At 71.2% G+C, this 23,987-nt stretch carries 17 protein-coding genes; 8 read left to right on the top strand and 9 right to left on the bottom strand.

Features of this window, described 5'->3' with window-relative positions; genetic code table 11:
• Positions 1-166 precede the first annotated feature (166 nt).
• Both CU044_RS29170 and CU044_RS29165 read right to left on the bottom strand, forming a co-directional pair.
• Positions 167-1,783, bottom strand: a complete 1,617-nt coding sequence (locus tag CU044_RS29170) for an L-lactate permease (RefSeq protein WP_129771757.1) — start codon at positions 1,781-1,783, stop codon at positions 167-169.
• Positions 1,784-2,018: 235 nt separating this feature from the next.
• On the bottom strand, positions 2,019-2,444 hold the full coding sequence (locus CU044_RS29165) for a DUF3499 domain-containing protein (RefSeq protein ID WP_129771756.1): 426 nt from the start codon (positions 2,442-2,444) through the stop codon (positions 2,019-2,021).
• A gap of 274 nt (positions 2,445-2,718) precedes the next feature.
• Here CU044_RS29165 and CU044_RS29160 point away from each other — a divergent pair, with 274 nt between their 5' ends.
• The gene (locus CU044_RS29160) at positions 2,719-3,147 is read left to right on the top strand and encodes a metallopeptidase family protein (protein WP_129771765.1); all 429 of its coding nucleotides are present in this window, start codon (positions 2,719-2,721) and stop codon (positions 3,145-3,147) included.
• 19 nt (positions 3,148-3,166) lie between these two features.
• Here the strand turns inward: CU044_RS29160 and CU044_RS29155 are convergent, their stop codons facing one another.
• From CU044_RS29155 to CU044_RS29145, 3 genes are all read right to left on the bottom strand, one after another.
• Positions 3,167-4,717: a DUF5719 family protein gene (locus tag CU044_RS29155; protein ID WP_129771755.1), complete on the bottom strand. Its 1,551-nt coding sequence runs from the start codon at positions 4,715-4,717 to the stop codon at positions 3,167-3,169.
• Positions 4,714-8,625, bottom strand: coding sequence for a glycosyltransferase (locus CU044_RS29150; protein ID WP_129771754.1), 3,912 nt, complete (start codon positions 8,623-8,625; stop codon positions 4,714-4,716). The genes CU044_RS29155 and CU044_RS29150 overlap by 4 nt, the downstream gene beginning before the upstream one ends.
• 252 nt (positions 8,626-8,877) lie before the next feature.
• Positions 8,878-9,141 (bottom strand): WhiB family transcriptional regulator, encoded by a 264-nt coding sequence (locus CU044_RS29145; RefSeq protein WP_014046372.1) that lies wholly within the window; start codon positions 9,139-9,141, stop codon positions 8,878-8,880.
• Between the two features lie 710 nt (positions 9,142-9,851).
• Here CU044_RS29145 and CU044_RS29135 point away from each other — a divergent pair.
• From CU044_RS29135 to CU044_RS29125, 3 genes are all read left to right on the top strand, one after another.
• Positions 9,852-10,352 carry a cysteine dioxygenase family protein gene (locus CU044_RS29135; protein WP_129771753.1) on the top strand — a complete coding sequence of 167 codons (501 nt, stop codon included), beginning with the start codon at positions 9,852-9,854 and terminating at the stop codon, positions 10,350-10,352.
• Between the two features lie 177 nt (positions 10,353-10,529).
• A complete protein-coding gene (gene cofD, locus CU044_RS29130; protein ID WP_129771752.1) occupies positions 10,530-11,486 on the top strand; it encodes a 2-phospho-L-lactate transferase in 957 nt (318 codons plus the stop codon).
• Entirely contained in the window at positions 11,483-12,775 is a 1,293-nt protein-coding gene (locus CU044_RS29125) for a coenzyme F420-0:L-glutamate ligase (RefSeq protein ID WP_129771751.1), read from the top strand. The genes cofD and CU044_RS29125 overlap by 4 nt, the downstream gene beginning before the upstream one ends.
• Before the next feature lie 30 nt (positions 12,776-12,805).
• Here the strand turns inward: CU044_RS29125 and CU044_RS29120 are convergent, their stop codons facing one another.
• The 3 genes from CU044_RS29120 to CU044_RS29110 form a co-directional block, all read right to left on the bottom strand.
• Complete coding sequence (locus CU044_RS29120) at positions 12,806-13,768, bottom strand: DNA-3-methyladenine glycosylase 2 family protein (RefSeq protein WP_240045913.1); 963 nt, start codon at positions 13,766-13,768, stop codon at positions 12,806-12,808.
• Positions 13,769-13,893: 125 nt separating this feature from the next.
• Positions 13,894-14,976 carry an NDP-sugar synthase gene (locus CU044_RS29115; protein ID WP_129771750.1) on the bottom strand — a complete coding sequence of 361 codons (1,083 nt, stop codon included), beginning with the start codon at positions 14,974-14,976 and terminating at the stop codon, positions 13,894-13,896.
• A 97-nt stretch (positions 14,977-15,073) separates the two neighbouring features.
• On the bottom strand, positions 15,074-16,396 hold the full coding sequence (locus CU044_RS29110; protein WP_129771749.1) for an N-acetylmuramoyl-L-alanine amidase: 1,323 nt from the start codon (positions 16,394-16,396) through the stop codon (positions 15,074-15,076).
• A 126-nt stretch (positions 16,397-16,522) separates the two neighbouring features.
• Between CU044_RS29110 and CU044_RS29105 the strand changes: the two genes are divergently transcribed.
• The 4 genes from CU044_RS29105 (at position 16,523) to CU044_RS29090 (ending at position 22,689) form a co-directional block, all read left to right on the top strand.
• Entirely contained in the window at positions 16,523-17,275 is a 753-nt protein-coding gene (locus CU044_RS29105; protein ID WP_129771748.1) for a TIGR03089 family protein, read from the top strand.
• A gap of 266 nt (positions 17,276-17,541) precedes the next feature.
• Positions 17,542-18,858: an LCP family protein gene (locus tag CU044_RS29100; protein WP_129771747.1), complete on the top strand. Its 1,317-nt coding sequence runs from the start codon at positions 17,542-17,544 to the stop codon at positions 18,856-18,858.
• A gap of 222 nt (positions 18,859-19,080) precedes the next feature.
• Entirely contained in the window at positions 19,081-20,889 is a 1,809-nt protein-coding gene (locus CU044_RS29095; RefSeq protein ID WP_129771746.1) for an LCP family protein, read from the top strand.
• Positions 20,890-20,934: 45 nt separating this feature from the next.
• Positions 20,935-22,689 (top strand): LCP family protein, encoded by a 1,755-nt coding sequence (locus tag CU044_RS29090; RefSeq protein ID WP_129771745.1) that lies wholly within the window; start codon positions 20,935-20,937, stop codon positions 22,687-22,689.
• Positions 22,690-22,792: 103 nt separating this feature from the next.
• Here CU044_RS29090 and CU044_RS29085 read toward each other — a convergent pair whose 3' ends face one another.
• Positions 22,793-23,827 carry a glycosyltransferase family 2 protein gene (locus tag CU044_RS29085; RefSeq protein WP_129771744.1) on the bottom strand — a complete coding sequence of 345 codons (1,035 nt, stop codon included), beginning with the start codon at positions 23,825-23,827 and terminating at the stop codon, positions 22,793-22,795.
• Positions 23,828-23,987 lie beyond the last annotated feature (160 nt).

Below are 23,987 nucleotides of genomic sequence, written 5' to 3'. Positions count from 1 at the left end.
CGCGGTCTGCACGGTCTGCTCGGTCTGTTGCGATCCGCACCGTCTGTTGTGATCCGCTGCGGTCGCTTCAAACTACCCGCCGGACACCTGTCGAAGATCCGGCGGACAGCCGTAAGTCCCTAAACCTCGGCGACACCTCGGCAGAGCGTCCGAGCGTCCGACAACGTCAGGGAAGCATCCACCCGAGCACGGCGGTGCTCTGCCCCAGCACGATGAGACACATCACCAGCAACAGGCCCAGGCTCCAGGGCAGCACCTTGCGCAGCAGATCTCCTTCCTTGCCCGCGAGTCCGACCGCCGCGCACGCGATCGTCAGGTTCTGCGGCGAGATCATCTTGCCGAGCACTCCCCCGGAGCTGTTCGCCGCCGCCAGCAGTTCGGGCGACAGGCCGGACTGGGCCGCCGCCGTCACCTGAAGCGCGCCGAAGAGGGCGTTGGCCGAGGTGTCCGAGCCCGAGACCGCGACGCCGAACCATCCCAGGATCGGTGAGAGGAACGCGAGTCCCGCGCCCGCCGCGGCGACGAAGTGGCCGATGGTGCCCGCCTGTCCGGACAGGTTCATGACGTACGCGAGGGCCAGTACGGAGGTGACGGTGAGGATCGCGTACCGCAGTTCGTACACGGTCGCCGCCCACTCCCGCGCCGCGTCCTTCGCGCGTACGCCGAGGACGACGGCCGTGAAGAGGCCCGCGAGCAGCACGAGCGTGCCGCCGGTCGCGACGAGGGGCAGCGAGAAGACATTGGCGCCGACGCGGTTCCCGTCCGGGTCGGCGACATCGAGCAACGGCCAGTCGAACACCCGCGTCGCCTTGGCCAGCGCCTCCTTGACTGGCGGGATCTGGGCGATGGAGAAGATCACCACGATCAGTGCGTACGGGGCGTAGGCGCGCAGTACTTCGGGGCGCGGGTCCTCGCGGTCCAGGTCGTCGCTCCGTACGCCCGTGAGGACGGAGGCGCGCACCGGTTCCGACGCGGGCCTGCGGGCCGAGGGCACGGCCACCAGCGCCGCCGCTCCGGCCAGCGCGGCGCCGATGTCGGCGAGTTGGGCGGAGACGTAGTTGGCGGCGAGGAACTGCGCGGCGGCGAAGGCGACTCCGCACGCCAGCGCGGGCAGCCAGGTCTCACGCAGCCCTCGCCGGCCGTCGACGAGCCAGACCAGCACGAGCGGTACGACGAGCGCGAGCAGCGGGGTCTGCCTGCCGACGACGGAGGCGACGGTGTCCAGCGGCAGATCGGTGACCTGCGCGAGCGTGACCACGGGGGTGCCCATCGCGCCGAACGCCACGGGCGCGGTGTTGGCGACGAGCGAGACGACGGCGGCCTTGACCGGGGAGAAGCCGAGCGCCACCAGCATCACCGAGCAGATGGCCACCGGCGCTCCGAAGCCCGCGAGCGCTTCGAGCAGCGCGCCGAAGCAGAAGGCGATGACGAGTGCCTGGATGCGGGGGTCGTCGGAGAGCCGCCCGAAGGAGCGGCGCAGGATGTCGAAATGGTGGGTACGGACCGTCATCCGGTACACCCAGAGGGCGTTGACGACGATCCACATGATCGGGAAGAGCCCGAAGAGCGCTCCCTGTACGCCTGCCGAGAGGGTCTGGCCGAGGGGCATGCCGAAGACGAGCCAGCCGACCAGCACGGCGACGGCGAGACCGATGACGCCCGCGCGGTGGGCTTTCATACGGAGGGCACCGAGCAGGATCAGTACGGTGGCCAGCGGCAGGGCGGCGACGAGGGCGGAGAGGGCGAGCGAGTCGGCGACGGGTTCCAGTTGCTGTACGTACACGACAGTCCTCCGGATTCCGCGATACGGAAATTGATCTCTCACGAGTGGAGGAATGGTCGTGTCCGCGCCAAGGCGAGGTCAATGGCCCGTACAGGATCCGCACCGGAAAGCCGGAAAGAACGCCGCTGCGACACATGAGGCGGGGCGGGGGCGCGGCCGAGGTCTTGAGGACTGACGGCTGACGGCCGACGGCTGACGGCCGAAGAATCAGAGGCTCAGAGACCGAGGGGGCGGCCTACGGCTCAGGAGAGCGCAGCACCCGCAGGTGCCCCCGGCGCCCGGCCTCCGTCGAATCCGCCCCGCGTGCGCCGTTGCCGCCGCCCCCGGCCGCCCGCTCCTGCGGGCGCGCGGCTTCACGTACGGCGTTGGCGAGCGCCTCCAGATCGTCACCGCTCGGGCGCGCCGGAGCGGAGCCGTCCGTCAGGCGGACGACCTCCCAGCCGCGCGGAGCGGTCAGCCGCTCGCTGTGTTCCGCACACAGGTCGTAGCAGTGAGGCTCGGCATAGGTGGCGAGCGGGCCGAGGACCGCGGTCGAGTCGGCATAGACGTACGTCAGTGTCGCGACAGCAGGGCGGCCGCACGCGGTGCGCGAACAGCGACGTACAGGGCTCACGATGTTGGACGGTACCGCACTCTTGAGCGGGCTGCGACGACTCCCCACCAGGTCACTCCCCCGTGTCGCGGCGTGATATCCCACTCAACTTGGCCGGAAGTAACTGCCCTGACCTGCACGGGAAGAAGAGTGACCGAACGGCGACACTCCGTTACGTGGTCACGACTTGGGGCAAAAGCCGTCAAGGGCGGCGAGAGCCGTGATCGCGGGGACGCCTGGAATCGAGCCCAAGCTTGGCCTGAATGCTCAATATGCGACATGCCGTACGAGGGGGCGGCAGTCGCGATGTCGGCGGGGCGGGGAGGGCTACCCTGCGTCAGTGATGGACAGTCCTGTACCGCCCCGCCCGACCGAACCACGGCCGCGCCGCCGCGACCGCCACGGCCGCGGTATGCGTGGGCCCGTCGCCCCGCCCCAGGTGCCGCTCTCGACCAGCCGCTCCGAGTCCTTCCGCGATCTCGTGCGGGACTCCGTGGACCGGCTGGAACGGCGCTGGCCCCAGCTGGCCGAGGTGGATTTCCTGGTCATGGAGGTACCGATCCCGCAGGACGACACCGTTCCGCTCGGCAGCTCGGTCCCGGCGGGCAAGGACCACCCGGCGCGCATCCTGGTCTACCGGCGGCCCGTGGAGATCCGTACCAAGAACCGCGACGACCGCGCGCTGCTGGTGCACGAGGTCGTGGTCGAGCAGGTCGCGGAACTGCTGGGGCTGGCGCCCGAGTCCGTCGATCCCCGGTACGGCCAGGAATGAGAGCCCAGGCCCTCGTTCCTTAGCTGCCGTCGTCCAGGATCGACAGGTCTTCCCTGGCCTTCGGTACGGACACGGTCCCCCGGTCGTCCGGCAGCGTCTGGACCGTGAACATGGGGATACCGTCCTCCGGCAGCGCCAGCGTGCGCGCCGCGTGGACCGGACCGCCGCCCGGCTGCGGCTCGACCGTCAGCGCGTACGAGCCCTTCAGGCCACCGGGCACCGGCGGGGTGACCGCCAGGGTCGTACCGCCCTTGACCGTGTACGTCTTCTCGGCCGGCTCGCCGCCTCCGGTCCCCGCCGAGGCCGTGACCTTGACCTTCGCGGTCGCGCCCGGCGCGGTCAGCGAGAGCGTCGAGCCCTTGGCACGGTTGTCCGCGACGGTCGACCGCGACGCGATCGGCGCGGTCGCCGGGATGAACGCGATCTCCCGCTTCTCGCCCTTGCCGCGCACCACGCGCAGCGCCGCGACCACCGGGGCCGCGTGCCCGCCCTCCGGGGTGAGGATCAGCGAACCCGCCTGCCCCTTGGTGATGTCCGCCAGTTCGAGGGTCGCCGTCATCCGCGACTTGATGTGCACGCTCTCGCTGCCCGCCGGGGTGATCGTGCCGTCGGCGCCCGCCAGTTGCACCTTCAGATCGGCGTCGTCGGAACCCGTCGCGAACGCCACCAGCCGTACGTCGGTCGCGTCCGCCGGGATCCCGGGCAGCACCAGCCGCGACGCCGGATCCGCCGAGGAGGCCAGCCAGTCGCTGCCCCCCGCGTTGTCCGCCACGCGCACCGCCGCGCCGACCCGGCCGGAGCGGGTGGTGACATGGACGGTCACATCGGCCTCGGCTGAGGTGGTCAGGGTGGAGAGCAGCACCGGCACGCTGGACCTGGCCGGCACCGGAATGCCCTCGCCCACCTCCGACTTGACCGCGCCGTCCTTCCCGTACAGCTCGATGTCGGCGACGGCGGCGGTGTCGTCGGGGTTGGTGAGATGGACGTAGTCCTGGCGCGACCTCTCGGTGCTCGCGCCGGGGAACCAGAAGTCCGTGTCGGGGACGGTGCAGCTCAGGCCGAGCACACCGCGCGCGTCGCCGACGCCGACCGTGGTGGTCTGCTGGGTGGTCCAGCCGGGCGCCAGCCGGCCGGTGGCCGTGCCGACGAGGGCGGGGGCCTCGGCGCCGCTCGCCTCGACGGAGACGGGCCTGCCGGGTTCCTTCAGCGTGAGGAACGGCTTGTCCTTCGCCGGGTCCTTCTTCGTGCCCCCCGCCCCGTCCTTCGCCTTGTCGTCGGACGCGCCCTCGTCGGCGGCATCCACCAAGGTGACGACGGACTCCGTCAGTTCGGCCGAGCCGTCCGCCGCGCCGCCGGCGGTGCCCGCCGGTGTGACGGAGGTGTACGTCGTCTCCGCGACGTCCGAGACGCTCGGCGCCGGGCAGAGCTGGCTGGTGCGCTCCACGGGCAGCCGGGCCGGGCTCTGGGCCGCCGCCGTGCCGCCCGTGTCGGGCGCGGTGAGGGCGGCAAAGCCGGTGACGGCGGCGAGGGCGGTGGCGGCCGCGATGAGGGAGAGGGTCGTACGGTTCACTGGTCACTGCTCCCGTCGGGGCGCCGGCGCTGGTCGTTCTCCGTGCCGTCGGCGTAGGGCTGTTGGGGCTGTGGTGGTTGCTGAGCCTGCTGGGACTGGGCCTGCTGTCCGTAGCCGTACGGGTCGTAGTGCGACGGGTCGTACTGCCCTTCCCGGTACTGGCCTTCTCCTTGGTACTGGCCGTCCCCCTGGTACTGGCCGGCCTGGTACTGCCCCTCCTGGTACTGGCCGCCCGCGGGGTACTGGCCTTCCTGGTACGGGTCCGCCGGGTACTGCTGGTACGGCTGCTGCTGGTACTGGCCCTCGCCGTACTGCCCGCCGTACTGCTGCTCGTTCGGGTACTGGCCCTGCGTGTAGTCCGCGCCCGCGTACGTGTTGGCGTCCCACTCGCCGTACGGGGGCTGCTGGGGCACCGCCCCGTACGCCGACTGCCGCTCCCCGTCACCGACTTGGTCCTGACCGCCGCCGTACGGCTCCTCAACGGGAGCCGCGGGCGCGTCGGGTGAGGCAGGCGAGGCTGGAGGGCCGGAGGGCGCCGGCGGAACGGCCGGCTGCTGCGCGGTCGCGTACTCCCCCGTCCCGTCCGTCACGTCCGTCACGCCCGGCTCGCTCTTCTCCAGTCCCTCGGCCTCCGCCGCCGCACGCAGCCTGCGCGCGCGCCGGCCCTCGCCCGCCATCGGCTGCGCCGGGATCTCGATGTCCTCGTCGGGCAGGTCGTCGTCGATCTCCCGGCGGCGCCCCGGCAGGGCGAGCACCAGCAGGACGACGGTGAGCGCGCCCTGGGCCCAGATCCACGCGGTGTGCGTGATCGGGTCCTCGTACGTGAGGTCGAGACGGCCGCCCTCGGCGGGCAGTTCGAAGCCCTGGGCCCAGCCGTCGACGGTCTTCTTGGTGAGTACCGTGCCGTCGAGCGTGGCCTGCCAGCCCTCGGCTGCCCGGTCCGCGATCCGCAGCACGCGCCCGGAGGCCCCCGCCGGGATCTTCGTGTGTGCCTCGACCTGCGCGGACGCGACGGCCAGCGGCTCGCCCTCGCCCTTGCCGTCGACGATCGTGGCCCGCGAGATCTGCCGGTCGACGCGCCACAGCGCACTGCCGTCCAGCTGGCTCAGCCGGGTCAGCCCCGGGGTGGCGTCCAGGACCCGGCCGGTCTGCCGCGGCACCCCGTCCCGTACGAGTACGTAGCGGATCGCGAAGCCGCTGAGCTGGTCGGTCTGGTCGGCGCCGGAGCCCGCGACGAGGTTGGCGACGACCTTGTCGAGCCGCGGATCGCCGCCGCCCGACGCGGTCAGTTCGGCGTCACCGAGCCGGCCGCCCGAGCCGCGGACCAGCGAGTACGAGATCTCGGCCGCCGACGTACCGCCGAGGACGAGCGTGCGCGGCTGGTCGCGGGTGATGCTCTCCTCCGCGACGAACGCGGGGACCTGCACCGGATCACGGCGCTCCAGCGGTCCGGACGCGCCGCTGATCATCCAGCCGAACGCGGCCAGCAGCGGGGCGAGTCCCGCCGCCACGGCGATGAGGACGGCGACGGGCTGGCGCCAGCCGAAGCTCTCCGCCGCGACGCGCTCCCGGGCGCCGTCCGCGCCGAGCACGGCCGCCGCGATCAGCGCGAGTCCGTAGAGCAGGGTGGCGGGTCCGGCCCAGCCGGAGTTGTTGCTGAGGACGGCGAAGACCAGCGCGAGGATCGCGACGGCCCAGGCCGAGCGGATCGCGAACTGCCGCTCACCGCGCAGCAGCGCCGCCAGCGCGGCCAGCACGATCCCGATCAGCAGGATGCCGCCGGCCGCCTTGGGCCCGCCGGGGCTGATGCCGAGCAGATCGAGCGCGGAGGCCGTTCCCGTACCGAACTCAAGACCCGCCTCCCGCAGGAAGGCGGACGGCGAGGTCAGCAGCGAGAGCGACCAGGGCGCCAGCAGCAGCAGAGGGGTGCCGAGCGCGGCGAGTACCCGCGGTCCGTAGGCGGCGAGGTCGTCGCGGCGCAGTGCCAGGACGCCGAGGCCGAGCAGCAGCGCCACCGGCCAGACGACCGGCGTGAAGGCCATCGCGAAGGTCAGCAGGAAGGCGTACGCCCAGGTGGCGCGCCAGCTGCCGCGGCTCTCCCCGCTCGCGACGCCGCCCGCCCCGCCGCGCATCCCGTAGGCGGCGACGGCGGCGCGGGCGATCAGCGGCAGCAGGACGGCGAGGACGGCCGTACCGAGCCGCCCGGTGGCCAGCGCGCCGGTCGCGGCGGGCAGGAAGGCGTACGCGACGCTCGCCCAGGCCCGCAGCAGGCGCGATTCGACCAGCGGGCGCGAGGCGAAGTAGGCGGTGACACCGGCGAGCGGGACCGAGCAGACGAGGAGCAGGGTCAGCGCGAAGCCGGTGGAGCCGAGGAACAGCGCGGAGAGCGCGGCGAGTACGGCGAGATAGGGGGGCGCGGTCTCGGTGACGCCGGTACCGACGGGATGCCAGCCGTCGGCGTACCGCGACCAGAGGTCGGAGACATCGGCGGGCGCGGGCAGCAGGGCGCCGCCCGCGAGCGCGCCGCCTCCGAAGAGTCCGCGGCAGGCGACGAGCGAGACGAGCAGCAGGATCCCGAAGAGGACGGGTCCTGGCTTGTGCGCGAGCTTCTTCAGCCGGGCGAACTGCTCGATCTCCATGAAGTCGGCGTCGTCACCGCCGGGTCCCGACTCGACGGCGCCGTGCCGTGAGCCGCCCGCGTCGGCGTCCGAGTCGCCGCCGAGGCTGCCGGCGATCTGCTCGACCGTGGCCCGGACGGTGGCGCCGGGCGGCGGGAAGAGCGGGCGCAGCTCGGCCGCCTCGACGACGCCCTTGCCGCGCTGCCGCCGGGCGCTGATGATCCGGCCGGGCCGCAGCAGGGTGCCGGAGAGTCCCATCACCTCGTCGACGGCCTGTCCCGGCGCCTTGCCGACGAGATAGGCGAGGGTGCGCAGCAGGGTGCCGACGACAAGACGGAGCAGTACGTAGGGAAGGACGGCGGCCCGCGCGTTGACGAGCATGGTGTAGACGGCGCCGGCCTTGTCGACGCGGTGCGGGTTGACGACGGAGCGGCCCGCGCAGTCGACCGTACGGCGCTCCCGGGCGGCGGCCTCGGCGTGCCGCAGTACGGCGTCGGGGGCGACGAGCACCCGGTGGCCGGCGGCGTGCGCGCGCCAGCACAGGTCCACGTCGTCGCGCATCAGCGGGAGCCGGCGGTCGAAGCCGCCGAGTTCGTCCCAGACGTCGCGCCGGATGAGCATGCCGGCGCTGGAGACGGAGAGGACGGTTCGGACCTGGTCGTGCTGGCCCTGGTCCTGTTCGCGCCGGTCGAGTCCGGTCCAGCGGCGTCCGCTGTTGGCGATGGAGACGCCGACTTCGAGGAGCTGCTTGCGGTCGTACCAGCCGCGCAGTTTGGGCCCGACGACCGCCGCGTACTGGTCGGAGTCGGCGACGCGCAGCAGTTCGGCGAGCGCGTCGGGGTCGGGCGCGCAGTCGTCGTGGAGGAGCCAGAGCCACTGCACCGGTTCGCCGTGCGGCAGTTCGGGCATGTCGTACGTGTCGTCGCGCCAGCTCCGGGTCACCGGGTCCCAGCCGCTCGGCCGCTTCAGATACGGCAGATCGTCGGGCGTGAGCACCCCGGCGGTGCGTACCGCCTCGTCCACGGCCGTACCGAATCCGGACCGGCGCGCGAGATGCAGGACGCGTTCCGCGCCGAGCGCTTCGGTGAGCAGCCGGGCGGAGTCGTCGGCGCTGCCGGTGTCGGCTGCCATGACGTTCTGTACGGGTCGTTCCTGGCCCAGCAGCCCGGCGAGGGCGTCGGGCAGCCAGCGCGCGCCGTCGTGGGCGACGAGCACCGCGGTCACGACGTGCCGGGGGAACTCGGGGGCGGTGGCGGTGGCGGAAACGAACGCGGCGGTGGTGGGGGACATTGAGGTGGCGGGCCCTCCGGCCGGGGGGTCGCCCCGAAGGGGCGTGGGAGCGTCTCGGACGGGGCCCCACACTAACGGTAGGGGGGAGGGGCGGCGGACGGGCGGGAAACACAACGGTCCGCCGTCTGCGGGGAGGTGCAGACTGCGGACCGTGCCATACGTCGTGCCATACGTAGGGAGTGGTGCCGGTCGTTCCGGGCGACCGGCCGGTCGCCGGTTCCGGCCACCGCGGCCGGGCGGGCCGGACGGCGGTCAGATCGCGGCCTTCTTCAGCCGGCGCCGTTCACGCTCCGACAAACCGCCCCAGATACCGAATCGCTCGTCATTGGCGAGGGCATACTCAAGGCATTCGGATCGGACCTCACAGGCGAGACAGACCTTCTTGGCCTCACGCGTCGAACCGCCCTTCTCGGGGAAGAAGGACTCGGGATCTGTCTGGGCGCACAAGGCGCGCTCCTGCCAGCCGAGTTCCTCGTCCGCGTCCTCGACCAGCAGTTGCTGGAACAGCTCGGTCATGTGCGCCCCTCGTCTGTCTTTTGCGTCCCCGTGATGTGGCCGCTATCGATTTCGGCCGAACGACACGAGTGAAATTACAAGTGCGGTGCTCCGGCCAGGTCAAGCCGAGATCTGCTATTGGGCCCGGTATTCACTCTGCGGAACCAAGGCTATGCGGAAAGTGTTCAAATCACCAAAAATCTGACACATGCCACTGGCCTGTTCGCATCCACCTCCTTCTCGACGAGAAAGACGTCGAGAACCGCAACCTTGTTGCGGATCACCCCCGGGAAGCGATCCGGATCACAGTCTGATCACAAGGGCGTGAAGGCGTTTACGAGCACAGTCGCTGCCCCATGTGTCCGCACCCACCCTCACCCAAACCGCTCTGCGACCGGATCAACCGGATGAGGTGAAACATTGCGGCCAAATCGGCCATTGAGTTGACATCCATCACCGGATTCGCAACCTTTGATTCCATGCCAGCGAACCCCGCGCCCACCGCGACCCACCTCCGTGGACTCCGCAGCGCTCTCCGGGCCCGCTGTCGCTGTTGCACCCCCGCCTGCTGTTGACGCCTCCGGGCTCCGGCCGGCCCTCCCGCTCCTCCTGATCACTCTTCCGTGATCACCTTCGCGTCTTCCCCGCGTTTCCCTCGCGACTCCACCGCGACTCCACGCGCCCGTCGCGGCACCGCCGCACACCCTCTCCGCCGAGGAACCACCTCCCCCATGAACAGCGACAGCGACATCCAGATCGCCGGCGACCTCCTTGAGGTCCCGCACCTTCTCCAGCCCGCCCGGGAGCACCCGGCGACGGTGGCCGAGTTCGCGGGCCTCGCGCGCGCCCTCGCCGCCGACCGCGCGCAGTGGGCCCCGCTCGTCCAGTACGACGCCACCAGCCGCTGGTACCACCGGCTGCGCACCGGACCCGGCTATGAGGTGTGGCTGCTCTCCTGGGTGCCCGGCCAGAGCAGCGGATCGCATGACCACGGCCGGTCCTCGGGCGTACTGACCGTGCTCGCCGGTGAGCTGACGGAGCGTTCGGAGAGCGGGAGCCGGGCTCTCGCGCCGGGCGCGCAGCGGGTCTTCGCGCCGGGCTATGTCCACGAGGTGGTCAACGACGCGATCGAACCGGCCGTGAGCCTGCACATCTACTACCCGGGGCTGACGGAGATGCCCATGCACTCCGCGCGCTGCGCCCCGGCGACCCAGGATGTCGTACCGGCCTGACATCGCCCGCCCGTCACCCGACCACCGCCCCCAACGATCAGCCTGCGGCTGACAGACTGGCCCTCCCGTCACCCGACCACCGCCCCCCAACGATCAGCCTGCGGCTGACAGACTGGCCCTCCCGTCACCCGACCACCGCCCCCCAACGATCAGCCTGCGGCTGACAGACTGTTCTTTATGCGCATTGTGGTTCTGGCCGGCGGTATCGGCGGCGCCCGCTTCCTCCGCGGCCTCAAGCAGGCCGCGCCTGACGCGGACGTCACGGTGATCGGCAACACCGGTGACGACATCCATCTGTTCGGGCTGAAGGTCTGCCCCGACCTCGACACGGTGATGTACACCCTCGGCGGTGGCATCAATGAAGAACAGGGCTGGGGGCGTACGGACGAGACGTTCCAGGTCAAGACGGAGCTGGCGGCCTACGGCGTGGGACCCGAGTGGTTCGGCCTCGGCGACCGCGACTTCGCCACCCATATCGTCCGTACGCAGATGCTCGGCGCGGGCTATCCGCTGAGCGCCGTCACCGAGGCGCTCTGTGCCCGCTGGAAGCCCGGCGTACGGCTGCTGCCCATGTCGGACGACCGCGTCGAGACGCATGTCGCCGTCGACGTGGACGGCGAGCGCAGGGCCGTGCACTTCCAGGAGTACTGGGTGAAGATGCGGGCGTCCGTGGACGCGCAGGCGGTAGTCCCGGTCGGCGCCGACCAGGCCAAGCCGGCGCCCGGAGTGCTGGAGGCGATCGCCGCGGCCGATGTCATCCTCTTCCCGCCGTCCAACCCCGTGGTCAGCATCGGCACGATCCTGGCCGTACCCGGTATCCGGGAGGCCATCGCCGAGGCGGGCGTCCCGGTCGTCGGCCTCTCCCCCATCGTCGGGAACGCGCCGGTGCGCGGGATGGCCGACAAGGTGCTCGCCGCGATCGGCGTCGAGTCGACGGCCCAGGCCGTCGCCCTGCACTACGGCTCCGGGCTCCTCGACGGCTGGCTGGTCGACACCGTGGACGCGTCGGCGGTGGGCGGGATCGAGGCCGCGGGGATCCGCAGCCGCGCCGTCCCGCTGATGATGACCGACCTGGACGCGACCGCCGCGATGGCCCGTGAGGCGCTGGCGCTGGCCGAGGAGGTACAGGCATGACGTCGTACCGCGTCCGCGCCCTGCCCGGACTGCCGGAGGTCCGTCCGGGCGACGACCTCGCCAAGCTGATCGTGGCCGCCGGTCCCGGGCTCGTCGACGGCGATGTCCTGCTGGTCACCTCGAAGATCGTCTCCAAGGCCGAGGGCCGGATCCTCGCGGCCACGGACCGCGAGGCGGCGATCGACGCGGAGACCGTACGGGTCGTCGCGCGGCGCGGGCCCCTCCGTATCGTCGAGAACAAGCAGGGTCTGGTCATGGCGGCGGCCGGGGTCGACGCCTCCAACACCGCCGCCGGAACCGTGCTGTTGCTGCCCGAGGACTCCGACGCCTCGGCCCGGACGATACGGGAGGGGCTGCGGGACGCGCTCGGTGTGGACGTCGGGGTGATCGTCACCGACACCTTCGGGCGGCCCTGGCGCAACGGCCTCACCGATGTGGCGATCGGCGCCGCGGGCGTACGCGTCCTGGAGGACCTGCGCGGCGGGACCGACGTCCAGGGCAACCCGCTGAACGCGACCGTCATCGCCCTCGCCGACGAACTGGCCGCCGCCGGTGACCTGGTGAAGGGCAAGGCCGAGGGGCTGCCGGTCGCCGTCGTGAGCGGCCTCGGCCACCTCGTCGGCGACACGGACGAGGACGCGCGGGCCCTGGTGCGGGTCGCCGCGGACGACATGTTCCGGCTCGGCACGTCCGAGGCGGTACGGGAAGCGGTCACCCAGCGCCGTACGGTCAGGGAGTTCACGGACGAGCCCGTCGACCCGGGCGCGGTACGGCGCGCGGTCACGGCCGCCGTCACCGCCCCGGCGCCGCATCACACGACACCGTGGCGGTTCGTCCTCCTGGAGTCCCCCGGGTCGCGGCTCCGTCTCCTCGACGCCATGCGCGACGCCTGGATCGCGGACCTGCGCCGCGACGGCAAGCCGGAGGAGTCCATCGCCAAGCGCGTACGCCGCGGCGATCTGCTGCGCGCCGCGCCGTACCTGGTGGTGCCGTGCCTGGTGATGGACGGCTCGCACACCTACGGCGACCCCCGTCGCGACGGCGCGGAGCGCGAGATGTTCGTCGTCGCCATGGGCGCGGGCGTGCAGAACTTCCTGGTGGCGCTGGCGGGCGAGCGGCTCGGCTCCGCGTGGGTCTCCTCGACGATGTTCTGCCGGGATGTCGTACGGGACGTGCTGGACCTGCCCGGGGACTGGGACCCGATGGGCGCGGTGGCGGTGGGCCACGCGGCGGCCCCGCCGAAGGACCGCCCGGCGCGCTCGCCGGAGTCCTTCCTCACGGTCCGGTAGCCACGCCGGGTCTCTCCCTCACAGTCCGGCTCACAGCCGGGCGATGTTCCGGACCTCCATCCGGGGCGCCCGGCGGGCCGGGGTCCGGCCGCTGAGCAGGATCAGCCGGGTGGCGCGGTGCCGCTGGCCGACGTACGGGGCGAGGAGTTCGAGCATCGCCGCGTCGTCGGCGTCCCGGTCGCCCGCGAGCGCGTGGCCGATGATGCCGGGAAGATGCAGATCGCCGACGGTGACGGCGTCGGGGGCGCCGTTGGAGCGCTGCACGACCTCGGCCGCGGTCCACGGGCCGATCCCCGGGATCAGCTCCAGCCGGGCGGCCGCACGCTCCGGCTCCATCGCCGCGGCCTCCTCCATCCGGCGCGCGACCCGGACGGCGCGCAGGATCGTCGAGGAGCGCTTGGCGTCGACACCGGCCTTGTGCCACTCCCAGGAGGGGATCAGGGCCCAGGTCCGGGCGTCGGGCATGACGTACAGCCGCTCGCCCGGCGCGGATCCTGGCCCGGGTCCGGGCGCGGGCTCCCCGTGTGTACGCACCAGGATCCGCCAGGCGCGGTACGCCTCGACGGTGGTGACCTTCTGCTCCAGCACGGACGGGATCAGCGACTCCAGCACCAGTCCGGTGCGGCAGAGCCGCAGGCCCGGCCGTCGCCGCTGGGCCTCGACGACCAGGCGGTGCCGGGGGACGAACGCGTCCGGATCGTCGCCCGCGCCGAGCAGCTCCGGGAGCTGCTCCAGCATCCACGCGGCGCCGGCGCCCCACGCCTCGGCCTCCACGACCCCGCCGCGCCGCACGACCCGCAGCGTGCCGGGCCCGGCGGGCGTCCGGGAGGCCCGCCATACGGAACCGTCCGGGTACGCGCGGAACGTCGGATCGGCGGGCCCGCGCCGAAGCGGCCCGAGGACGAGCCCGAGGTCGTAGGGCTCGGGGGGCGTCCACTGCCGGCGTATGCCGACGGCGTGGTCCGCGGGGTCCGCGGCGCGCGGACGGGGCACCGGTCGTTGTGCGAAGCGGCCTGCCACGGTTGAGGTCCTCGGGGGTCGGGGTCACCTCCGAGGCTAAGCGGTACGCGATCCGCCTCCGGCGCGGGGGCGTGGGTACGGGCCCGCGCCCACGCCCCCTACGCATCAGAAGAGAACCGCACCGCCCCCGCCGGCAGCACCGCGTCGCACCACACCCGTACCCCCTGCCGCAGCTCATTGTCCGGCCCGACCACCGCCCCGTCGCCCACCACCACGTCCGACAGCACCGCCCGCGCCCCCACCCGGGCCCCCGCGCCTATCAGCGAGTCCGTGATCACCGCGCCCGGTTCCACGATCGCGCCGTCCAGGATCGCGCTGCCCGCGATGCGCGCGCCGTCGCCGATCAGGGCCGCCGCGCCGATCACCGTGCCGCCCGTGAGTTTCGCGTCCGGGGCGACCGTGGCCGTGGGCAGGATCAGGCGTTCGCCGCACTGGCCCGGGACCGCCGGGGACGGGGCGCGGCCGAGGACGAGGTCCGCCGAGCCGCGTACGAAGGCCTGGGGGGTGCCCAGGTCCAGCCAGTACGTGGAGTCGACCATGCCCTGGAGATGCGCGCCTGCGGCCAGCAGGCCGGGGAAGGTCTCGCGTTCCACCGAGACCGGCCGGCCCTCCGGGATGGAGTCGATGACCGAGCGCCGGAACACGTACGCGCCCGCGTTGATCTGGTCGGTGACGATCTCCTCCGGTGTCTGCGGCTTCTCCAGGAAGGCCGTCACCCGCCCGTTCGCGTCGGTCGGCACCAGACCGTAGGCGCGCGGGTCCTCGACCCGCGTCAGATGCAGCGAGACGTCCGCGCCGGACGACGCGTGGGTCCGGACGAGCGCCCGGATGTCGAGGCCCGTCAGGATGTCGCCATTGAAGATCAGCACCGGGTCGTCCGGTCCGGAGTCCAGCCTGGAGGCGACGTTCCGGATGGCGCCGCCCGTACCGAGCGGATCCCGCTCGGTCACGTACTCCAGGCTCAGGCCGAGGGACGAACCGTCGCCGAAGTACGGTTCGAAGACCTCGGCGAGGTAGGACGTCGCGAGGACGATGTGTTCGACGCCCGCCGCGCGCGCCCGCGCCAGCTGGTGTGTGAGGAACGGGACGCCGGCCGCCGGCACCATCGGTTTGGGGGTGCGGGCGGTGAGCGGCCGCAGCCGGGTGCCCTTGCCGCCGACCAGGAGGATCGCTTCTGTCACCGTGTCGTCTCCGCTTCCTGCTGGGGTCGGCGCTTCCGTCCGTACATGCATACACGTACGCGTACACAGAACCGACCAGTGTTCGCGACCGCTCGCGTCAGCGGCGCTGGTATCCGCCCGCCGCCTTCCGCACCGCGCTGAGCTTCCCGTAGAGCCGGCTTCCCGGGCAGTCGGTGGAGAATCCGTCCCGGTGCCCGGAGATGGCGTTGAGCCTGACCTTTCTGCCCTTGCCGTACTTTCCGCTGCCCGCGGAGGTCAGTGTGACCTTCCCCCGCGCGTTGACGCCGTGCAGGGCGAGCTTCCACGCGGTGAGCTTGGCGACGGCGGTCGTCGCGGCGGCACGCGGATTCGTTCCGCCGTACGTTCCGAGGACGGCGATGCCCACGCTGCTGGTATTGAAACCGAGTGTGTGGGCGCCCAGTACGGGCCTGGTCACTCCCCCGGCGCGGCCTTCGTAGATGTTTCCGCACTTGTCGATGGCGAAGTTGTAGCCGATGTCGCGCCAGCCGCTGCTCTTGACGTGGTAGCGGTAGATACTGCGCAGGACGGAGGGCGCCTGCCGGCAGCTGTAGTTGTTCCCCGTGGCGCTGTGGTGGACGAAGGCCGCCTTGAGGGTCTTGGAGTAGCCGAGCCGCTTCTCGCGGAGTCTCTCGTCCGCGCCCCAGCCCTTGCGCGTGATGATGCGCGGGCGCGGTGCGGCGTACGACCGCGCGGAGTCGGGCTGAACGGCCGGTTCACCGGCCCTGGCCAGGGCCGGCAGCAGGTCCTCGGGGAGGGGCCAATCGCCGCTGTCCTCCGGGGAGATGGCGGGGTCGGGTGCGGGCTCGCTGTCGTCCCCCGGTTCGGCACCCTCGTCCGGAGCGCCCTGCGGATCGTTTCCCGGGTCGATCAGTTCGAGCCGGAGCCCCTGCGGCAGCGGCGCGTACGCCGGGCCGTTCTCGTCCTCCTCGGCGGCCTGTACGCGCAGTTCCACGCCGTCCGAGCCACCGACCCAGAGCGGGGCGGTGGAGCCGCGGGTGTGTCCCGAGTCGCGTTCCGCCGTGCCGAGGTCGGCGCCGTGTTCCTGGTTGTGCGTCTCCAGGTCCTGCCAGTCGGACCAGAAGGGTGAACCGGCCGTGCGGGTGCGGACCTGGACCGTGCCGTGGAGTTCGGCGTCGGCGTCGTCCCATACGACACCGAGCAGCGAGAAGGGACTGACGTCGCGCCGGGTCACGCCCTGTTCCGTGGCGGCGCCCGAGGACCGGTCCGAGCCGAGTGTGCTCAGGGGGAGCGACTGGGTGGAGCCCGGTACATCGGCCGAACCCGTGTTCTGTGTGGCCTGTGGGACTTGTGGGGCGGCACTCGCGCCCGACGGGGACAGCGGGAGGACCAGGGCGGCGGTGCACGCGACGCCGATCGAGGTTACAAGTGAGGCACGCATGTACCGATCCTGGCTGCGACACGACCCCCGCGCCCGCCGGAAAACTGACGGCCCGTCGGTCCAACCGGTGTACCCCGTCACCGGTACGGCGGTGGCGGTCCGGCTCCCCGGCGTACCCTTTCCCGGGTGAACTCCAGCGACCGTACCCCCGCCGACCTGCTGCGATCCGCTCTTGCCACGGACCCGGCCCGTCCCTTGGTCACGTTCTACGACGATGCCACCGGTGAGCGTGTGGAATTGTCCGTGGCCACCTTCGCCAATTGGGTGTCCAAGACCGCGAATCTGCTGCAGGGCGAGCTCGCCGCGGCGCCCGGCGACCGGCTCGCGCTGCTGCTTCCCGCGCACTGGCAGAGCGCGGTGTGGCTGCTCGCCTGTTCGTCGGTCGGTGTGACGGTCGAGATCGGAGGTGACCCGGCCGGGGCGGATCTGGTGGTCAGCGGGCCGGACACACTCGACGCGGCGCGCGCGTGCGGCGGTGAGCGGGTGGCACTGGCGCTGCGCCCGCTGGGCGGCCGTTTCCCGCAGCCGCCCGAGGGCTTCATGGACTACGCGGTCGAGGTGCCGGGCCAGGGCGACCGGTTCGCGCCGTTCGCGCCGGTGGATCCGGACGAATCCGCGCTGGTCGTGGGCGGTACGGAGCTGTCCGCGGCCCAACTCGTGGCGCGCGCGGGCGCGGACGCCGCGGAGCGCGGTCTCACGCCCGGCTCACGGCTGCTGTCGGGGCTGGCGTACGACAACTGGGACGGGCTCTCGGCGGGGTTGTACGCCCCGCTCGCGGCGGGCGGGTCCGTCGTGCTCTGCCGCAACCTCGGGAAACTGTCGGCGGAGGCGCTCGAACAGCGCGTGGAGAGCGAACGCGTGACCGACAGGGCGATGTGACGCGCGGCGGGCGGGCAAGACCGGTACCGGCCATACTCGTCCGCCCTCGCCGCTCGCCTGAAGTGACCGCCCTCCACCTGAGAATCCGCTGAGAAGTCGGCCTCACAAAACACACTGTCCGTTACATAACGGACCCCGTCCTCAAGGCCGTCGCCCAACCTCGTTACGTGATCGGCGATACCTGCGACCCGCAGCACAACCAAGCGCGGCGCTCGCCCGTCTACCCCTGCAACCGGCGGCCCAGTGCGTCGCCGACGCCTTGAAGGATGGACGCAGACGTGACCGACAGAGCTGGCACGGCGACCGAACCGGACACCACGTCCGGCAGTGAGCCGTCGACCGGAGCGCCTGGGCCCGACGACATCGATGCCGAGCCCGCCGCCACGCCCGCCAACCCCCGCCGCCACTGGCTGCGTTGGGCCGCGCTGGGCACCTCCGTCGTCATCCTGGCCACCGCCGGAGCCGGCTGGTGGTTCTACCAGAAGCTCGACGGGAACATCACCACCGACACCACCGCCGCCACCGAGTTGCACACGTACGAGAAGGAACGCCCCACCCCGGTCGCCCTCGACGCGCAGAACATCCTGCTCATCGGCTCCGACAGCCGCTCCGGCGAGGGAAACGGCAAGTACGGGCGGGACGACGGCGGTTCGCAGCGCTCCGACACCACGATCCTGCTGCACCTCGCGGCGGACCGGAAGAGCGCGACGGCCATGTCGATACCCCGCGACCTGATGGTGGAGATACCCAGTTGCGCCACGCCGGACGGCACCCGCAGCCAGGCCCGGTTCGCGCAGTTCAACTGGGCTTTCGAGGCCGGCGGCGCCGCCTGCACGATCCGTACCGTCGAGAAGCTCACGGATATCCGCGTCGACCACCACATGGTGATCGACTTCAGCGGCTTCACGGACGTCGTGAACGCGGTGGACGGTGTCGAGGTCTGTATCGACGAGCCGGTCAAGGACGTCCAGGCGCGGCTCGAACTGCCCGCGGGCCGGCAGACCCTCGACGGTGAGCAGGCCCTCGGCTTCGTACGCGCCCGCCATGGCATCGGTGACGGCAGCGACACCCAGCGTATGGACCGCCAGCAGCGATTCCTGGGGGCGCTCTTCAAGAAGGTGCAGAGCAATGGGGTGCTGCTCAATCCGGCCCGGCTCTATCCGGTGCTGGACGCGGCGACGAAGTCCCTCACCACCGACTCGGGGCTGGACTCTCTCAGCGACCTGTACGAACTGGCACGGTCCATGCGGAGCGTACCGACAGAAAAGGTGCAATTCCTGACCGTGCCGCGCCAGCCGTACAGCCAGGACCGCAATCGCGACGAACTCGTCGAGTCCGAGGCGAAGAGCCTGTTCGAGCGGCTGCGCGAGGACGACCCGGTATCGGTCTCGGCGGCCGGGGCGAACGAGCAGGACGGGAAGCGGGACGGGAAGAACGAGGGAAACAGTGACGGAAAGAGTGACGACTCCGTGAAACCTTCGGGGAACGGCAGCGACGACGGCAGTGGCTCCCGGGCGACGGGGAGCCCTTCCCCGGCCCCCACTTTCCAGGGGACAAATGCCGCGGCGGGCATGTGCGGGTAAAGCCCGGCCCAAAGACATCTCTTCAGTCCATGAAGATTGGGCGGATTGCCCGCTTGTAAGCGATGAGGAATGTGTCACCAGCGTCGCTGGACGTCGAACGGGGCGGATAGTGTGACGCGATCCGGTGCATCCGGCCGTGAGGTCGCGCACTACTGGATCGAAAGACCGAGCGTCTTCGGGGGAAGACGCCTCGCGTGGCACCGACGGAGGATTCAAGCAACCGTGGATGCGCAAAGCCGTGGACAGGCGGACGAAATCGACCCCGCCGACCAGTGGGTCCTCAACCCGCAGACCGGTAACTACGAACTGCGACTGGACCACTCCACAGGGCAGTCGCCCTCCCCCCAGCCGCGCGGCGCCAGAAGAGCGAACGCTCCGCGCAAGGCGCCCGTGAGCCCCCCGTCCGACGAGGAAGCGCGGACGCGAGGCGAAGCGCGCACGGACTCCCGGACCGAATCCCGTTCCGGAAGCCGTGGCCGCGGTGGGACGCGTGCCGACGTGCCGGGCCAGCGCAGCCGCCGCGCGGGAAAGGCCCAGGCCGAGCCCGCGACCGCCGTCGGCCGCCGCAAGCGCAGGCCCCAGAATTCGCGCAAGAAGAAGGCGCTGGTGTGGACCGGCGGTGTGATGGCGTTCCTCCTCGTGGGCCTCTCCGTCACCGGATACTTCGTCTACCAGCACTTCAACGGCAACATCGACACGATCGACGTCCAGGGCGCGGGCAGCGGTGGCTTCAAGAAGGACAAGCCCATCAACATCCTGCTGATCGGCACGGACAAGCGGACCGGCGCGGGCAACGAGGGGTACGGCGACGCGGGGAGTGTCGGCCACGCCGACACGACCCTGCTGTTCCACGTCTCCAAGGACCGTACGAACGCGACGGTGCTCTCCATCCCGCGTGACCTGATCACCGACATCCCCGACTGCGAGACCAAGACCACCGACGGTACGAAGGTCATCCCCGGCAACTCGCAGGTGCGCTTCAACACCAGCCTCGGCCAGAGCGAGCGGGACCCCGGCTGCACGATGCGTACGGTCAAGGAGCTCACCGGGCTCACGGTCGACCACTTCATGATGGCCGACTTCGACGCGGTCAAGACGATGTCGACCGCGGTGGGCGGTGTGGAAGTCTGTGTGGCCAAGGACGTCGACGACCCGAAGTCGCATCTCAAGCTGAGCAAGGGCACGCACACCATCCAGGGTGAACAGGCGCTCGCCTTCGTCCGTACCCGGCACGCCTTCGGCAACGAGAGCGACCTGAGCCGGATCGAGACCCAGCAGCAGTTCCTCAGCTCGATGATCCGGAAGATGAAGTCGGGCGACACGCTCACCAGCCCCAGCAAGCTGTTCAAGCTGGCGGAGGCCGCGACCAACGCGCTCACGGTCGACAGCGGGATCGGCAGCATCGAGAAGCTCAGCGATCTCGCCACGGAGCTGGCGAAGGTCAATCCGAAGAACATCACCTTCACGACGCTGCCGGTGCTCGACAACCCGGCGGAGGTCGTCAAGGCCACGGTCGTGGTCAACGACGCCCAGGCCAAGCCGCTGTTCTCGATGATGCAGAACGATGTCTCCCTGACCGAGGTGCAGGAGAAGGAGAAGGCGGACGAGAAGGCCGCCAAGGCCAAGCAGGAAGCACTCCTCAAGGGGACCAAGGCGGACCCGTCCGACGTACGCGTCGATGTGTTCAACGGCGGCGGTCCGCAGGGCTCCGCACAGGAGACCCTGAGCTGGCTCCAGAACACCGAGGGCGTGCTGAAGTCCACCAACAAGGGCAACGCCCCGGCGGATGTGGCCAAGACGACTCTGGAGTACGCGCCCAACCAGGCCGACCAGGCGCGGGCGCTCGCGGAGATGATGGGGCTGCCCGCCACGGCGATGAAGCCGGGCACCGAGGACGCCGAAGGGCTCGAGGCGATGACGCTGACCCTCGGAGCGGACTTCAAGGGCGCGGGAGTGCCCATCACCGGACCGGCGAAGGCGCCGGAAGGTGTGCAGAAAGTGGAAGCGGACAAGCAGGTCTGCGCCAAGTAACGCCGGAGCGCCGGCCCATACGGACGGCCTGAAGAGGGAGTCTGGATGGGTCAGAGCAGCGTACGACGGGAGGGGGCGCGCCAAGGCGTCCCGCATGCCAGAGAGTTGGGCTGGGACGACAGCCTGTACGACGGTGAAGGGCCGCGGCCGGACGGCGCGTCCGCGGGCAGTGCGCCCGCGGACGGCGGAAACGGCGACGGCACCGGCGATGGCGGTGGTGGCGACGGTGGTGGCGACAACAAAGGCCGTCGTAAGAAGGGGCGCAAGGGCGGGCGCGGTGGCACCGGGCGCGGACGCGCGAAACGCGGCCCCTGGCGAATACTCCGCTGGGTCGCCGCCGGGCTGTCACTGCTGCTGCTCGCGACGGCCGGCGCCGGCTACCTCTACTACCGCCATCTCAACAGCAATATCCGCAGCGGCGAGCGCAGCAACGGCGCCAGCGGCCTGGACAAGCCCGCGGCCAACTCGGCGGGCCAGACCCCGCTGAACATCCTGCTGATCGGCTCGGACAGCCGGGCCGACCCCGAGAACGTCAAACTGGGCGGCAGCAAGGACACCGCGGGCAACCCGCCGCTCGGCGATGTGCAGATGCTCGTCCATGTCTCCGCCGACCGGAAGAACGCGTCCGTCGTGAGCATCCCGCGCGACACCCGCGTCGACATCCCGGAGTGCAAGGACACCGTAAGCGGAGAAACGTTTCCTGCGACCAACGCCATCATCAACGAGACACTGGCCCGCGGCGGCCCCGGCTGCACCCTCTCCACCTGGGAGAAGCTGACCGGCGTCTATATCGACCACTGGATGACGATCGACTTCGCGGGCGTCGTGAAGATGGCCGACGCGATAGGCGGTGTCGATGTCTGCGTCAACGACAACGTCTGGGACCGGCCGCTGCCCGGCGTCCCGGGAGGCTCGGGGCTGAAGCTCACGAAGGGCACGCATCAGATCCAGGGCAAGCAGGCGCTCCAGTGGCTGCGTACCCGGCACGCCTTCGAGAGCGACCTCGGCCGCGCCAAGGCCCAGCACATGTACATGAACTCGATGATCCGCGGGCTCAAGTCGCAGAGTCTCTTCACCGACACCCCCCGGCTGACCGGTCTCGCGGAGGCTGCCACGGACTCGCTGGAGGTCTCCGAGGAGATCAGTACGGTCAAGAAGCTGTTCGATCTGGCCATGCAGCTCAAGAGCGTGCCGACGAACCGCCTCACCATGACGACGATGCCGACCGTGCAGGATCCGCAGGACGTGAACCATCTGATCGCTGCGGAGACGGACTCCCGCAAGATGTGGGCGATGCTCCGCGACGACGTGGCCTTCGACAGCAACGGCGACAAGGCGGAGAGCGGGAAGAAGAAGCCGGCCGGCTCGGCCACGAAGGACCCGTCGTCGGAGCCCGGCGACACCGGCGTGATCGTACGCAACGGCACCGGCGGCGCGCAGAGCCCGGTGCCGCGCCGCGCGGCCGAGATCGCGAGCACGCTCAACGGCAAGGGCTTCACGCTGGCCAAGGCCGACTCGCAGCAGAGCCCGCAGGAGACGAGCACGGTCAGCTATCCGAGCGCGGACCTGGAGGGCGGCGCCCAGGCGGTGGCCAAGGCCCTCGGTATTCCGCTGACGTCGGTCAAGAAGTCGACGGACGTCTCCGGGGTCACGCTGGTCGTGGGCGCCGACTGGCGCAGCGGCTCGTCCTTCCCGAAGGAGGCCGAACCGGAGGCGGGTGGCGTACCGGACACGGCGGACGCGCTCAACGGCGCGAAGAAGGACGCCTGCATGGACGTCTACGCGCCGTACCGCTTCTAGGTCCTGTCTCACACACAGACGCGAGCGCCGTCCGGTGGTCCACCGGACGGCGCTCGTGTCTGTGCCGGGGAGTGGGGCCCGGGGGTTCCGGGAGTTCCCGGCGTTACGCCTCGACGGGCTCCGCCGCCGGGCGGCGGCTCGCGATGACCTTCTTCGCCAGCGACCGCGGGCTGGTCAGGAAGCCGTAGCCCCACGACATGTGCATGGTGGCCAGCGCCACCGGAATCCGGAGCCGGGCCTTCAGCGACAGCCCCTTGCCCGCCGGGATGGAGCCCGCGGCGATCGCGGCGAGATAGCCGGCCGGTACGACCAGCCCCCAGGGCGTCAGCACGGCGCCCACCACGATGCCCGCGGCGATGGCGCAGACGGCCGTCGGCGGGGCGAGGTAGCGCAGGTTGATCGAGCCCGAGTGGTAGCGGGCGACGACATGGCGCCAGCGGCCGTAGTCCTTGTACTGCTTGGCGAGCGCCCGGACCGAGGGCCGCGGCCGGTACTGGACGCGCAGCTCGGGCGAGAACCAGATGGCGCCGCCCGACTCGCGGATACGGAAGTTCAGCTCCCAGTCCTGGGCGCGGATGAACTCCTCGTTGTAGCCGCCCTGCCGCTCCAGCGCCTCGCGCCGGAAGACACCCAGATACACGGTTTCGGCGGGTCCGGCCTCGCCTCCGGTGTGGAAGGCCGCGTTGCCGACGCCGATCTTCGAGGTCATGGCGGCGGCGACCGCGTTCTCCCAGTCGTTCTCGCCCTCGGCGTGCATGATGCCGCCGACGTTCTGCGCGCCCGTCTCCTCCAGGAGCCGGACGGCGGTCGCGATGTAGTTCGGCGAGAGCATCCCGTGCCCGTCGACGCGGACCACGACGGGATGCCTGGACGCCTTGATCGCGGCGTTCAGCGCGGCCGGGGTGCGTCCGGTCGGGTTGGGTACGGTCTTGACGCGGGCGCGCTCGTGGGACGCGGTCTCCCGTACCAGCTCCGCGGCGATCTCGTCCGTACGGTCCGTGGACGGGCCGAGCGCGATCACCACCTCCATCTCGCCGTCGTACTCCTGCTCCAGGATGTGCCGGACGGAGTTCCTCAGATGGCGTTCCTCATTGAGCACCGGCATGATCACGGAGACCGCGGGCGGCAGGGCAGGCATGTGGTCCTTCAGGGGTCCTTCGGCGGCGGTATGGCCGCCCACGTTACCGCGAACGGGGGACAGCGACGCGCGCCGCCCGGTTGCGGACCGGTGTCACTGATCGTATGGGCCTACCGTACACACGGTCCCCTCACCGCCCTGTTCGCGCACGATCCCTGTT

Origin of the sequence: Streptomyces sp. L-9-10, assembly GCF_004151105.1 — a bacterium.
Taxonomy (GTDB): Bacteria; Actinomycetota; Actinomycetes; order Streptomycetales; family Streptomycetaceae; genus Streptomyces.
Note: the sequence above shows the minus strand (reverse complement) of the source record. Positions and strands in the feature narration are given on the sequence as shown.

Coding starts and splice junctions, on each gene's coding strand:
- CU044_RS29160 (WP_129771765.1), top strand. CDS start 2,719: ATGGACAGTCCTGTACCGCCCCGCCCGACCGAACCACGGCCGCGCCGC.
- CU044_RS29150 (WP_129771754.1), bottom strand. CDS start 8,625: ATGTCCCCCACCACCGCCGCGTTCGTTTCCGCCACCGCCACCGCCCCC.
- CU044_RS29145 (WP_014046372.1), bottom strand. CDS start 9,141: ATGACCGAGCTGTTCCAGCAACTGCTGGTCGAGGACGCGGACGAGGAA.
- CU044_RS29135 (WP_129771753.1), top strand. CDS start 9,852: ATGAACAGCGACAGCGACATCCAGATCGCCGGCGACCTCCTTGAGGTC.
- cofD (WP_129771752.1), top strand. CDS start 10,530: ATGCGCATTGTGGTTCTGGCCGGCGGTATCGGCGGCGCCCGCTTCCTC.
- CU044_RS29125 (WP_129771751.1), top strand. CDS start 11,483: ATGACGTCGTACCGCGTCCGCGCCCTGCCCGGACTGCCGGAGGTCCGT.
- CU044_RS29110 (WP_129771749.1), bottom strand. CDS start 16,396: ATGCGTGCCTCACTTGTAACCTCGATCGGCGTCGCGTGCACCGCCGCC.
- CU044_RS29100 (WP_129771747.1), top strand. CDS start 17,542: ATGGACGCAGACGTGACCGACAGAGCTGGCACGGCGACCGAACCGGAC.
- CU044_RS29090 (WP_129771745.1), top strand. CDS start 20,935: ATGGGTCAGAGCAGCGTACGACGGGAGGGGGCGCGCCAAGGCGTCCCG.
- CU044_RS29085 (WP_129771744.1), bottom strand. CDS start 23,827: ATGCCTGCCCTGCCGCCCGCGGTCTCCGTGATCATGCCGGTGCTCAAT.